We start from the raw sequence: 12516 nt of genomic DNA, 5'->3' as shown, positions 1-12516 counted from the left end.
GAGTTGGTGACGGAACGTTAACCGGCAGTTTTCTTATGGGTCAATGAATTTCCGATCAGTCCTGATGATCGCAGTGATGGCCATGCCCGGCACCAGCCGTGCCCCGAAAGCCCTGGATCAGGCCAGCGGCCTGGGCCTGGGCGGCTGGGCCTGGCGGGACGGCCAGCCGCCACTGGCCAGCATCACGCCTCCCACCACGACCCCCGTGCCGAGCAGCACCGTCGGCCCCGCGGCCTCCCCCAGCAGGGCCGCCGCACTCAGCACCGCCACTGCGATCGTCAGGGACCCCACGATCGCCACCCGCGCCACGCTGAAGTGCTCGTAGCAGAGGCGCAGGCTCCACTCACTGCCCAGCACCAGGGTGATGGCGTAGAGGCCGATCACCCCCGCCACCCACCAGAGCTGCAGGTGCATGAAGTGCTCCGGCCCGTAGAGCACCAGGCCCAGCACCAGAAACAGCAGGGCCGCCACCAGGGAGGGCAGGCCGGTGGTGAGGCCGATCCCCAGGCCCTCGCGGCCGAGCCGGCGGGCCGTCACGGCGCTGCAGGAGAAGCCCACCACCCCCGCCAGGCCCCAGCCCAGCCCAGCCAGACGGCCGCTGGCCATCGGCATGCCCGAGCCCAGGGAGGCCAGGGCCAGGCCGGCGGCAATCAGACCACTGGTGAGCCAGAAGCGGCGCGGCAGCGGTTCACCCAGCCACAGCAGGGACAGCAGCGCCGAAGCCGGCAGCACCAGGCTGAACAGCAGCGTCTTCTCGATCACCGCCAGGGCCTCGATCGCCACGTAACTGCCGAACGGCCCCACCAGGCTCCCGGCCAGCATGTCCAGCCCCAGCCAGCGCAGTTGAGCCGGGCTCAGCCGGGGCAACTGGCGGCGGATCCCCCGCCGGTCGATGGCCACGCTGCTGGCCCCCACCACCACCAGGGCGAAGAAAAAGAGGTTGCAGGCACTGATCGGGTTGGCGCCATCGATGGGATGGGCGGCGCCCTGCAGCTGCAGACCACGCACCACCGTGCTCTCCAGGCCCTTGAGCACCACGTAGGCCAAAAGGGCCAGCAGACCGGTCATGACCGATGCTCCGCCCTCAACGACGGCCGTTGACGATCACCGAGGGGCTGCCGCCAGCCAGCCCCGGCAGGGCGGGCACCACGGAGGTCTGGCCGTCCCACTTGTCGAGGAAGAGCTTGTAGAGCACCTGGTCATCGAGGCTCTGGTTGAGGATCTCGTAGCGCTTGGCCTCCTGGTCGGCGATCTTCACTTCCGTCTGGGCGCGCAGCAGTTGCTGTTCAGCGATCTGCTTCTGCTCGATCGCGGCCCGGTATTCCTCGGCGATCTGCAGACCGGTGAGGTCGAGGCCCTGCACGATCACGTAGTTGAACTTGCTGAGTTCACCGGCCACCTTGTCCTGCACCAGCTCGGAGATGCTGTTCCACTCCGTGGCGATCGTCACCAACTCGTATTGCGAGAACACCGATTTGAGCGCCTTTAGCAAGGAAGGCTGGATCACCCGCGCATAGATCTGGGAGTTGTCGGTGGCGATCGTTTCAAAGATTCGCCCCGCCTCGGTGGGCTTCACGGCGTACTTCACGGTGGCGGTGGCCTCGATCACCTGCAGGTCTTTGGTGAGGGTGGAGAACTGCTCGGGGCGCACCTGGGTGCGCACGTCAAAAAAGGAAATGGCCTGCACCAGGGGAATCTTGAAATTGGCTCCCGGATTGCGCTGTCCACCGGTCACCTTGCCCAGGGTGGTCACCACCGCCACGGTGCCGGCCGGCACGATGAAGATGGTCTGGCTCACCAGAATCAGCAGGGCGAGCGCCCCCGCAATGATCAGCTGAAAGGCCGAGCCGAGCCCCCCTCCACCGGCTGGACGCATGGAACCTTGCATGAAGACGGAGTGCCGGGTGAGCCCAGACCCTAGACAGATGGGCTGCAGGGCCCGACCTAGCCTCACCCCCTGCAGGGCCGGGGAGGGTGAAGGCCATGTCACTCACCGCGGCGGAGCGCCGACAGTTCGAGCAGCAGGGTTTCCTGATCTGCAGCCGAGGCCAGGGGCAATGGGCCACGCCACTGCTGGCCACCCTCGAGCCGCTCCTCGGCAGTGCCGGCCCCACCCAGGACCCGCAGTTGCATCGGCACATCGACTGCGCTCCGGTTCATGGCCTGGCCACGGCTCCGGCGGTGCTGGAGCGGGTGGCCGCTCTGCTGGGCGAAGACCTGCTGCTCTGGCACAGCCGCCTGTTTGAGAAGGTCCCAGGGGTCCCTGCCGTGCCATGGCACCAGGATGGGGCGTTCTGGCCGCTGGATCCGATGCAGTGCGTGAGTGCCTGGATCGCCATCGACCACGCCCATGAGGGCAATGGCTGCATGCGCATGGTGCCTGGATCTCACCTGCGTCAGCGGCAGCATCGGGCCTGCAGCACCGGAGGCCGCTTCGCCCAGGCGATCGAGCTGGAGGCGGGCGAGGCGGAACGCGCCGTGCCGATCTGCCTCGCCCCGGGGGAGTTTGTGCTCTTCGATCGCTGGATGGTGCACAGCTCCCCAACCAGCGCCTCGGGCCAACGGCGCATCGGCCTGGGCGCCCGCTACGTGCCCGCCTGGGTGCGCGTCGACTTCAACCGCATGGCCCACGCCTTTGCAGGCCTGGGTGCCCAGCTGGTGCGAGGCCAGGATCGCTGGGGCCTCAACCCTCTCGTTCCCGCTCCGGCGGTGCGGGGATCATGAGCTCGTCTGCGGCTGGTGTCGACGGCCCCGGACGGCGTCCCGCCGCAGCCGTTCCCAAACCGCAGCTCCTGCGCAGCGCCTTCGGCCAGCGGGCCCAATGGCTGCAGCTGCACGGCATCAACTCCAGCGGTGGGCTGCTCACCCCCTGCACCTTTGCGGATCTGAACCTGAGGCCGCTGCGCCTGTTTCTGGTCCACACCGAAGGGGGGGCCCGGCGGGGCGGCCATGCCCACCGCCACGGCCAGCAGTTGCTGATCCGCAGCTCCGGACGCATCACCGTGAACCTGGCCTGCAGCGGCGACACGGCCACCTTTGTGCTCGATGAACGCCACAACGCCTGCCTGATCCAGGCCGGGGTGTGGGCCGAGCAGATCTATGCCGGAACGGCACCCTGCCTTCTGGTGGTGTGTGACACCCCTTACGATCCGGGCGACTACCTGGACGCACCGCCTTGAGCCGCCGTGCCGCCCTTGCCACTGCGCTGCACCGGCTGCTGCCACGGGCAGGCATTGGGGCAGGGCCGGAGGTCTCGATCCTGATCCCCAGCTTTGAGGCGGAGAAGTTCATCGATCGCACCCTGCACTTTGCCCGCGGGCAGACCCACCAGGCCTGCCGCATCCTGGTGTCCGTGGACAGGGGCCAGGACGACACGGCTGGCCAGGTCCGGCGGCACGCGGCCCTGGATCCGCGAGTCGAGCTGATCGAGCAGCAGCAGCGGCGCGGCTGGGCCGGCAATGTGAACGCGCTGCTGGAGCGCGTCGCAACGCCCTACTGCTTTCTCTACATGCACGACGACATCATCGTGCCGCAGTACACCGAGACATTGCTGCAGGTGCTGGAGGCCAACCCCGATGCCGCCAGTGCCCATGGCGACATGGGCCACTTCGGGGCAAGCGACCACCTCTCCAGCGCCAGGAGTTATGGGGGCGGCGTGGCCGCCAGGCTGCTCACGTTCTTCCTGGCCCCTGAACGGGGCTCGCCCCTGCGCAGCCTGCTGCGTTCGGCGGCCGTGGCTGACCTGCGCCTGCCGGAGGATGCCCCGGGCGGGCTGTGGGCCAATGAGCCCTTCCTGGCCCGGCTGATCGCGGCAGGGCCGGCCCTGGCGGTTGCCGAAACCCTCTACCTGCGCTGGCAGCTGAGGCCGGGTGGCCTCACCGATGGCTGGCGGTCGATGCCGCCCGAGCGGGCCTTCGAGGGCTGCCGCCGCAACCTGAACACCATGGCCGCCCTGGTGCTGGAGCGGGTGGAGCCAGGGCCGCTGCAGCGGGCCCTGCTCAAGGCCTTGCTGCTCAACCAGTTGCCGCGGCTCCGCCAGCTGGAAGACGAGGCCGGGCAGCCCCTGTTTCAGACCCCCTCGGAACTGCATCCGGCCTTCACCAGGCTGGACACCGTGACCTGGGACCAGGACGGGCTGCCCGACGAGACGGCCAGCTGGGCAGAGCGGGCCCTGGCCGCCAGCCGTCACGATCCGCGGCTGGATTGGCGGCAGCAGGGATGACAGTGGCTCGGGCCGAGCGGGTGGCCGTGCTCGGCGCCGGGATCATGGGATCGCTCACGGCCCTGCTGCTGGCCAGGCGGGGGATGGCGGTGACCCTGTTCGAGGGGCGCCAGGAGCCGCTGCAGGGGGCCAGCCGCTGGAATGAGGGCAAGATCCACCTGGGCTACCTCTACGCAGCAGACCCCAGCGGGGAGTCGGCCCGGCAGGTGCTGAGCGGTGGCCTGGCCTTCGCGCCGATCGTGGAGTCCGTGATCGGCACCAGCCTGACCCCCCACACCACCCGCCACGACGACATCTACCTGGTGCACCGTGACTCGGTGGTGGACATCGCCGCAGTGGCGGCCCACTTTGAGGCGCTGACCCGGGAGCTGCGCGACAGAGCCGAGGGCCGCCACTACCTGGTGGACCTCTCCGAGGCGAGCGTCAGCCGCCTGGACGAAGGGCGGCTGGCCAGCCTGGTGGTCCCCGGGCTGGTGAGCGCGGGCTTCAGCGCACCGGAGCGCTCCGTGGACACCTGCTGGCTGGCCGATCAGCTCAGCGCCGCCTTGCGGGCCGAACCACTGATCGAGCTGCGTCTGGGCAGTCGGGTCACCGGAGCCAGCCCGCTGAACAGTGACGACGGGCCCTGGCAGGTGGAGGCCGGTGGCGCGGCGGATGGGCCCTTCGGCTGGGTGATCAATGCCCTGTGGGAAGGACGGCTGGCGCTGGATCTCAAGGCCGGCCTTCCCCCAGCTCCGGGCTGGTCGCACCGCTACCGGGTGTCCCTGTTCGGCAGCACGGCCCAGCCCACGGATCTGGCCTCGGCGGTGATCGGCTTCGGCCCCTTCGGCGACGTCAAGAACTACGACGGCCGGCGCTTCTATCTGTCCTGGTACGAGGCGGGGCTGCTGGTGGAGAGTGAGGCGTTGGCGCCACCGCAGCCGACTCATGGCGACCCGGATGCGCTGATCGCCGCCACGCGCAGCGGGCTGGAACGGGTGGCGCCCTGGATGGCCGCCTATCTGGATGGGGCCGAGCGGGTGGAGGTGCGAGGCGGCTGGGTGTTCGCCCAGGGCCGGGGCTCCCTGGCCGACCCCGCGGCAACCCTGCATCGCCGCGATCGCTTCGGGATGCAGGCCCGCGGCCGCTTCCTCTCGGTGGACACCGGCAAGTACTCCTCCGCGCCCCTGCTGGCCACCCAGCTCGTCGCCAGGATCCTGGGCTGAGGTCAGGGCCGGATTGAAAACCTTCTTGATGAAGGACCATGGCCGCCGGTGAAGACCCATGACGGCTGCAGGGGCTCAATGGACAGCACCTGCACACCTGAACCAAGCTCAACCCATCGGGATTCGGAGGCTCCACCGATGGAAGACACCCCCCCGCAGCAGACAGCAGGAGCGCGCTGACGATCCGGCCCCTGCTCCAACACTCTCAACGGATCACCGACGTTCCAGGCCTGTCGCAGGCTGAAGGGCTGTGAAGCTGCCTTGCCAGCTTCGCCGCCCCCACCTCCAGCCTTCGCCATCCACCGCATCGCTTAACGGACCTGTCCTCGACCTGGTCCCCAGGTGCCCCGGATCCCAGCGGAACGTCCCTTTGGACACCTGGCCCCAGGTGCCAGCGCCAGCGGCTCCCCCAACCCAACACCCTGCCGTTGCGATCGGACGGTCCGCAGCGGCAGGCCAAGCCTGCAGCCCCACTGCGGGCTTTGTTGTTGGTCAGAACGATGGCCTGATCAGCAAGAAGCCTGGCCGATCAAGACGCCATGATTCGGTTCTCCGCCCTGACAATGGGGGTGAGCCGACAGTTGTCGTGAGGGCCGAATCAGAACGTTCGGTTCACCCCATGCCAGCATCTGGGCAGCTGGGCGATGGTTGTTGCACGGGGGCGATGAGACCCCGCACACAAGCAACTTCGCCACCAGAACCATGCTCAATCTGCGCACCACTTCTCCCTTTGAACTGTTCGATCGGCTCGAAGAACAGCTCTCCCAGCAACGTCAGGAGGCCGGGCGCGTGCCCGCCGCTGAGGTGCACGACAACACCGAGGCCTACGTGATCGGCCTGGAACTTCCAGGCGTTGACCGCGACGCCATCGACGTCAAGGCCACTGAACGCACCCTGCAGATCAGCGCCGAGCGGCGCTCCGCGCAGGACTCGACGCCTCAGAACGCGCCAAGCCCCGAGGCTGGGCCCCAACCTGAAGCCGCTGCCCCAAGCCAGCGGCAACTGCTGATCAGCGAGTTCCGTTACGGCACCTGGAGCCGCAGCTTCCGCTTCTCAACACCGATTGATCCCCAGAGGATCAGCGCCGTCTACCGCGACGGCGTGCTCACCGTGACGGCGCCGAAGGCCCCGCAACACACCAGCGTGTCGGTGAAAGTGGAGGGTTGACAGTTTGGGGCGTCCCATCGTCCCCGAACAGGAGCAAGGAACCGCAACAGGTCTGAGAACACTGAGCCCCCGGTTGGTCCCGGGGGCTTTTCGTGCCGGGCGCCTGGCGCCAGGCCAGGCGAACAACGCCAACAGCGCACCTGGTCGCCTCAAGGCATCAGGCCCCAGCCTGGCTCAATGGCCATGGGGAGATGGGGCAGGCACGGATCCAGAAGCGGGGGAGTCGTCGTGAACACTTCGCCTTTTGCTTCGTTGTGTCCATCTGCTGAAACCTTAAGATCGCCTGGCAGACAGCACCATTGGAAGAATCAATCACGATTCAACACTGAAACCGCGGTTGAGATCAGAAACGACTGATGCCAACCGCTGATCAACGTGATCAAGAAGACTTCGTGCAGCACAAAGGCCGGCTAGAAGCCATTCCAAGCGGTGCCAGCAAGCAACAGTGATGATCCTTTGGAGATCCACTTGCCGGATGGACTTGGAACCGGAGAGCGTGCTTCTGATCAGATCAGTGACCTAGACTCCTGCCCAGCAAGCCTTCCCAGGAAGTTTTCCCTTAGCGGATCCGAACACTCAACGCCAGTGCCTACTTTCATGCCATTGCCTGCTTTGATACCGCTGCCTGCATCCATGCCCTTGTCTGCTGTCAGAATTCAGCGATCGGGGTCTGAATGACCTGTTGCAGTCCCTCAGTAGCGACCTCATGCTGGACCTGGATTTGGCTACAGGAGAATGGATTAACACGCCAAAACAGTACACAGTTACACGCGCCAGCGTTGAGATTACCACGGAGCCCAACACGGACTTGTGGCAGAGAACCTACTATGGTTTCAGAAATAATAATGCGCCAGCGCTGCTCTTCAAGTCCAATCAGAATTTCACATTCACATCCAAAGCAAATTTTCAGTACCGACAACAATTTGACCAATGCGGCTTGATCATCTATAGCGATCAAGATCATTGGTTCAAGTGTTCCATTGAATACGAGAACGCCAACTTTTCCAGGGTTGGCTGCGTGGTCACCAACCATGGCTATTCGGACTGGTCAACAACAGACATCAGCAGTCGTTCCGAGATCTGGTATCGCCTTAGTCGCCGCGGCCCGGATTTCTTGGTCGAGTACTCACTGAATGGAAACAGATTCACTCAGATGCGGATTTTTCACATGCACTCACTAGGCGCAACGACAGAAGCAATGGGCAGAGTCAACCCACCCATACAAACGAAAAACAGCATCAGGTTTGGCCTTTATGCCTGTAGCCCAGGTAACTCGACATTCAAGGCCAAGTTTACACAGCTTACGCTTGAGTCATGCACCTGGACAGCACATTGTGCGTTGTGAATAGAATGAAAGCAGGTCTTAATCACGGGTGGATGCATCCCCACGGCCAATCGCTAGCACCACTGGTTTCCACGTCAATGCAGCAGTGCATGGTCATGCCCTAGCACCATGAAACTGACTGGAATTCTGTTGGCAGCGGTGGCAGTCACGGCATGCACGCAAGCCCCTTCCTTTGTGCAACCCTCACATGCGCCAGCTGATGCCGTGCGGTCGTATCTCGTGTATGTGGTGAATCATGGCTGGCATGCCGGCCTGATCATTCCAGCAAGTCATCTGAATGAGGCCATTCCTGAACTCGGGAAGCGCTTCGATTCTACCGGCTACTATGAAATCGGCTGGGGAGATAGGGAGTTTTACCAAGCCCCGGCCCCCTCGGCCGAACTAGCCGCTCAGGCCATCGTTCGCTCAACAGGATCTGTGCTGCATATTGCAGCAGTTCCAGGCTCCCCAACGCGATATTTTCAATCCATGGAGGTTCTCAACACGTGTCTCACCAAAGAGCAAGTTGAGTCACTCGTCACCTATGTGTCGAACAGTTTTGCCCGCGACCAGCGCGGTAACGTGATACAACTGGGCCGGGGCCTCTACGGCAATAGTCAGTTCTATGCCGGGCGGGGAAACTATTCCTTGCTGAACACATGTAACACATGGATTTCAGGAGGGTTGAACAGTGCTGGAATCGATCTGTCACCACCACTCACCCTGACATCCGGAAGTGTGATGCGTTCCATTCGAGCACTTCGACAGCACTGTACTTCAAGGCCCAGTCCTGAAGACCCTGGTTAGTGAGTATGTTTGCTGATCGCTTTGCGGCAGTATCCGATTACTCTCCTCAGAAATGATTCTGCATTGAGATTTCGGCATGCCCCCTTCCACCCGCTCTGCCCGGGCTCCAGTTGCCGGCTCGCCGCTGGACCTGCCAGACCTGGTGTACCCGCCGCTTCCCTGGGCCTTTCAGAAGGCCGCTCCAAAGACCTCCCTCAGCCCCGCCCTTGCCCGCACGGCACGCCCCCTGGTGCTCAACCTGGTGGAGTTGATCCACTGGGCCTCCTTCCCCCTGGGTTTCTGGATTCTCGCCTACATTTTCGTGCATGCCGATCTGATCGCCACCCATCTGGATGGCGATCTGATGCGGGTGTTCTGGCTGCAACTGGGCATGGCCTGCCAGGTGTTCGGCGGCGGCATCAGCGGCATCCTGATGCACGAGTATGAAGGCTGGCAGATCACTCCCTTCCGCAACATCCTCGGCCTCCAGCAGAACGCGCCATCCCAGGATGTGGCCCAGGTGCTGGTGCCGAATTTCAACAACGCCTGGCTGCGGGCTGTGGCCTACCAGATGTTGTTCAGCTTCCAGACCGCCGGGCTCGGCTTTTTCACCCTCGGCGTGTTTGGTGCCCAGCCCCTGCCCTTGCTGCTGGTGTTCGGAGGCATCGCCATTGCCCTGTTGGGTCCTTCGGAACCGCGCACGAGGTTTTTCCGCGTCGTCGACGGGGAAGCGCGGCCGGTGCTGCCGCTCTCCTGGTCATTGCTGATCGTGTTTGCACTCAATGCGCTCGCCAATCTGATCGCCTGCCACCACTTCTTTGGCCCCACCATCGCCGAGGCCTGGCCCCCCACCCTGCTGCCCTGGCTCGCCGCCGTGGTGCCGGCCTGGCTGGTGCCCTGGCTGGCTCTGCTGGCCCCCCTCACGGTGGCCGCCGGAGGCGCCTACGAAGGCTGGGTGGCCGAATCTTCCTTCAACCAATGGCAACACTTCATCGCCTTTGTGCTGCTCACGCTGGGGTTGGGATTGTATGGCCTCTTCTATTGGCACATGGTCAACGTGGGGGTGCATTGAGTGATCAACCGCTTGTTCTGGCTCGGATCACCACTGGTCGCGGCCCTGCTGGCCCTCACCCTGCTGCTGGCCTGGCTGTTTCCCCCGGCCGCCTGGTGGAGCGGCGGGCTGCTGCTGCTGATGGGCCTCATTCTGCTCGCCTATCGCCTCGGGTGGAACGGGGAGCCGCTGGTGCTGGAACCCACCGAGGCCACCGGGCCGGAGCTCGCGGTGGTGTTCATCCAGGGGGAAGGGATCCCGCCCGAGCGCTACCGCCCCGTGGCCGAAGCGATCCAGCGCCACTGCGCCTCGCGGCGACTCTGGGTGGCGTTGCCGCGCTTCCTCGGCGACTCGCCCATTCCGCGTGAAACCCCACTGGTGGTGGCCCAGGCCCGCCGCGCGCTGGAGCAGCGCGGCATGGCGGCCGGCAGCCCCTGTCTGTTCGTCGCCCACTCAGTGGGGGGCATCGCCATTCAGAAATTCCTCAAGGCCTTCCCCGAGCAGGGGATCGGCCAGGTGTTGATGGGGTCATTCCTGGGCCGCTGGAATCTCAGCGGGCTCGATGCCCAGGGCCGCACCCTGATCGACTACCCACGGCCCACCCTCACCCTGGCCGGCACGCTCGATGGGCTGGCCCGGATCAGCCGCTTCGCCGTGGCGACCTGGCTGCAACGGATCAACGCCGCCCCTCAGAGCCAGCCCGAGCAGTTTCCGGTGGTGACGCTCGAGGGAGTGAGCCATATGCAGTTCGCCTCCGGCGAGCCCGTGCCCTACGTGAAGGCCTTCGATCTGGTGCCCACCGCGGACGAAGCGGCGGCGCACGAGCGCATCGCTGAGCTGGTGGCCGCCTTCCTGCCCAGCTGCCTGAACGAGGGGTCCGCCAGCGTCAGTCCCGTGCTGGAGGAGGCGGTGGCCCACAGCGCCAGCTGGCTGGCCCCCCTGATCGCGGCCCTGCAGATGGAGGGCTACAACGGCTTCAAGCCGGCCTGCTACGACACCGCAGAAACCAACAGCCGCACCGATCCCTGCTGCACGCCTTACTCCCCCTGGATTCAGGAGCACGCCAATGGGCTGATGGCAGGCGAGCCGGAATCTCCCACGCGCTTTGGCCTCACAGCCCTCGACAGCTTCCACCGCAGCTACACCTACAACCCTTTCGCCAAGCCTCCGGTCCACGTTCCCCAGATCTCGGCCCACTGTGTGCCCCCAAACCCCTGCCAGGTGGCGGTCACCAGTGTCACCCAGGCCCTGTATGGCCTGTTCACGGTGCTGGACACCGGCTTCTTCCCGATCGCCGCCTTTTCGCTGCGCAGCAAACTGAACTCGCGCCAGTCCTTCTGGAGCCATGGGGGCGTGCCGGATCCAGACTTCACCAGCACGGACGGGCCTTCCCGCGCCCAGCCGATCAACGAGGCCGTATTCCGCTGGACCCTGGGTCAGAGTGATGAGCACAGCCGCCGACGGTTTGAGGCCCTGGGTCAGCCGATGGTGATGCAGAGCGACACGGTGCGCCCGGCCATTGGTCCCCTGTGGATCTGGAGTTACCCCAGCTACCGCTATGAGCAGCAGCCCGAGGGGTTGGTGCTTGGGGTGAGCGCCACGGTGATGAAGACCCCACTCGACAGCCTGATTGCGGCAGCCAGGGGCTTTCACTACTGCCAGCTGCTCTCGCCGGCCGCCGCGATGGAATGGATCTACATTGATGGTCTGAGAAACAAGGCATCGCTTTCGGGCCGCCTGTTCATCTACGGGCCGGTCGCGGGTTTCGACAAGGCCGCCGCCTACCTCGGCCGCTCCCTGGTCAACCAGACCCGCACCGCTTCACTGCTGCGCCGCCGCTGAGGCGATCCTCCATTCCAGGCCAGAAGGCATGAGTCAGCGCATGGTTTCCTGGATTGCGACAGCCACGATGCGCGCCTGGGCCCTGCACTCGGCCCGCACCACAGTGGCTGCGACGCTGGCACTGGGGCTGGCCACCCTGGCTCGTCTTCCTGATGCCTACTGGGCTCCCATCACCACCCTGATTGTGATGCAGTCCAGCCTCGGAGCCGCCTGGGCTGTTTCGAAAGATCGGCTGATCGGCACAATGCTGGGTTCATGCTTCGGCGCACTGCTGGCCAGCTCCATCGCGCCAGCAAGCCTGGCGTTTGCGATTGGTGTGTTCGTGGTGGGCCTGCTGTGTGGCGTGCTGAAACTCAATCTGGCGGCTTACCGGTTTGGTGGCGTCACCTTGGCTGTCGTGGTCCTGGTGACGAGTGGGCAGCCCACCTGGCTGGTGGGCCTGCACCGGCTGCTGGAAGTGTCACTGGGGATCGTGGTTGGCCTCGCCACAACGGCCCTATGGCCGGGGGATCAGACGCTGGCAGGGGGCGGCCGCTCCACAAAGAGATGAAGTGCCGGTCAGCGGCTAGGCGATCAACAGCTGGGCAGGAATAGCCTCAGCCGAATCAGCTCCTGAGCCAGACAGCTTCGCAGCCAGACACAATCATTCGAGCAACTGTGTGTCTGTAGTAGTCTTCACCGTGAAAGACAGTTGACCACGGCTATCAATTGGCCCAAGCAGACACGCAGAAAAGCAAGTGTATCGCTTGTGAGATATAGTGAAGAAGCCAGAGAAGAGAAAGTTGACTTCATTGCGGCAAGTAGCTGGCTTGACTGCTTGATCCAGGAAGGGGGTCCCAGCATTGACAACAAGGCAAAGATTCGAGCCTAGGCAGCCCGGGGGTCCAAGACAGGACCAGTGGCGCAGCAACATGGATCC

12 protein-coding genes are annotated in these 12516 nt (G+C 64.7%); 10 read left to right on the top strand and 2 right to left on the bottom strand.

All coding sequences use genetic code 11. The features are described from left to right. Positions 1–117 precede the first annotated feature (117 nt). Together ACWJIO_RS08305 and ACWJIO_RS08300 are read right to left on the bottom strand one after the other, a co-directional pair. Complete coding sequence (locus ACWJIO_RS08305; RefSeq protein ID WP_480312727.1) at positions 118–1068, bottom strand: hypothetical protein; 951 nt, start codon at positions 1066–1068, stop codon at positions 118–120. Positions 1069–1084: 16 nt separating this feature from the next. Continuing rightward, a complete protein-coding gene (locus ACWJIO_RS08300) occupies positions 1085–1876 on the bottom strand; it encodes a prohibitin family protein (protein ID WP_480312725.1) in 792 nt (263 codons plus the stop codon). Between the two features lie 107 nt (positions 1877–1983). Here ACWJIO_RS08300 and ACWJIO_RS08295 point away from each other — a divergent pair, with 107 nt between their 5' ends. From ACWJIO_RS08295 to ACWJIO_RS08250, 10 genes are all read left to right on the top strand, one after another. Next, complete coding sequence (locus tag ACWJIO_RS08295) at positions 1984–2724, top strand: phytanoyl-CoA dioxygenase family protein (RefSeq protein WP_480312723.1); 741 nt, start codon at positions 1984–1986, stop codon at positions 2722–2724. Continuing rightward, positions 2721–3179 carry a sugar 3,4-ketoisomerase gene (locus ACWJIO_RS08290; protein ID WP_480312722.1) on the top strand — a complete coding sequence of 153 codons (459 nt, stop codon included), beginning with the start codon at positions 2721–2723 and terminating at the stop codon, positions 3177–3179. Before ACWJIO_RS08295 ends, ACWJIO_RS08290 begins: the two co-directional genes overlap by 4 nt. Continuing rightward, positions 3176–4222, top strand: coding sequence for a glycosyltransferase family 2 protein (locus tag ACWJIO_RS08285; RefSeq protein ID WP_480312720.1), 1047 nt, complete (start codon positions 3176–3178; stop codon positions 4220–4222). Before ACWJIO_RS08290 ends, ACWJIO_RS08285 begins: the two co-directional genes overlap by 4 nt. Next, a complete protein-coding gene (locus ACWJIO_RS08280) occupies positions 4219–5427 on the top strand; it encodes an FAD-dependent oxidoreductase (protein ID WP_480312718.1) in 1209 nt (402 codons plus the stop codon). The genes ACWJIO_RS08285 and ACWJIO_RS08280 overlap by 4 nt, the downstream gene beginning before the upstream one ends. Before the next feature lie 702 nt (positions 5428–6129). Further along, positions 6130–6594: an Hsp20/alpha crystallin family protein gene (locus ACWJIO_RS08275; RefSeq protein ID WP_480312717.1), complete on the top strand. Its 465-nt coding sequence runs from the start codon at positions 6130–6132 to the stop codon at positions 6592–6594. A gap of 706 nt (positions 6595–7300) precedes the next feature. Further along, the gene (locus ACWJIO_RS08270; RefSeq protein WP_480312812.1) at positions 7301–7939 is read left to right on the top strand and encodes a DUF1349 domain-containing protein; all 639 of its coding nucleotides are present in this window, start codon (positions 7301–7303) and stop codon (positions 7937–7939) included. 108 nt (positions 7940–8047) lie between these two features. Next, positions 8048–8725, top strand: a complete 678-nt coding sequence (locus ACWJIO_RS08265; RefSeq protein WP_480312715.1) for a TIGR02117 family protein — start codon at positions 8048–8050, stop codon at positions 8723–8725. 76 nt (positions 8726–8801) lie between these two features. Further along, positions 8802–9776 carry a hypothetical protein gene (locus ACWJIO_RS08260; protein WP_480312714.1) on the top strand — a complete coding sequence of 325 codons (975 nt, stop codon included), beginning with the start codon at positions 8802–8804 and terminating at the stop codon, positions 9774–9776. After that, positions 9777–11597, top strand: coding sequence for an alpha/beta hydrolase family protein (locus tag ACWJIO_RS08255; protein WP_480312713.1), 1821 nt, complete (start codon positions 9777–9779; stop codon positions 11595–11597). 40 nt (positions 11598–11637) lie between these two features. Then, the gene (locus tag ACWJIO_RS08250; protein WP_480312712.1) at positions 11638–12147 is read left to right on the top strand and encodes an FUSC family protein; all 510 of its coding nucleotides are present in this window, start codon (positions 11638–11640) and stop codon (positions 12145–12147) included. Positions 12148–12516: the final 369 nt, after the last annotated feature.

Source organism: Paraciimarium castrense LEGE 11436, assembly GCF_056633055.1.
Note: the sequence above shows the minus strand (reverse complement) of the source record. Positions and strands in the feature narration are given on the sequence as shown.

What these genes read in the sequence shown, in the direction of transcription:
- ACWJIO_RS08290 (WP_480312722.1), top strand. Translation starts at nt 2,721, where the DNA reads ATGAGCTCGTCTGCGGCTGGTGTCGACGGCCCCGGACGGCGTCCCGCC.
- ACWJIO_RS08260 (WP_480312714.1), top strand. Translation starts at nt 8,802, where the DNA reads ATGCCCCCTTCCACCCGCTCTGCCCGGGCTCCAGTTGCCGGCTCGCCG.
- ACWJIO_RS08265 (WP_480312715.1), top strand. Translation starts at nt 8,048, where the DNA reads ATGAAACTGACTGGAATTCTGTTGGCAGCGGTGGCAGTCACGGCATGC.
- ACWJIO_RS08295 (WP_480312723.1), top strand. Translation starts at nt 1,984, where the DNA reads ATGTCACTCACCGCGGCGGAGCGCCGACAGTTCGAGCAGCAGGGTTTC.
- ACWJIO_RS08275 (WP_480312717.1), top strand. Translation starts at nt 6,130, where the DNA reads ATGCTCAATCTGCGCACCACTTCTCCCTTTGAACTGTTCGATCGGCTC.
- ACWJIO_RS08300 (WP_480312725.1), bottom strand. Translation starts at nt 1,876, where the DNA reads ATGCGTCCAGCCGGTGGAGGGGGGCTCGGCTCGGCCTTTCAGCTGATC.
- ACWJIO_RS08280 (WP_480312718.1), top strand. Translation starts at nt 4,219, where the DNA reads ATGACAGTGGCTCGGGCCGAGCGGGTGGCCGTGCTCGGCGCCGGGATC.
- ACWJIO_RS08305 (WP_480312727.1), bottom strand. Translation starts at nt 1,068, where the DNA reads ATGACCGGTCTGCTGGCCCTTTTGGCCTACGTGGTGCTCAAGGGCCTG.
- ACWJIO_RS08250 (WP_480312712.1), top strand. Translation starts at nt 11,638, where the DNA reads ATGGTTTCCTGGATTGCGACAGCCACGATGCGCGCCTGGGCCCTGCAC.
- ACWJIO_RS08270 (WP_480312812.1), top strand. Translation starts at nt 7,301, where the DNA reads ATGCTGGACCTGGATTTGGCTACAGGAGAATGGATTAACACGCCAAAA.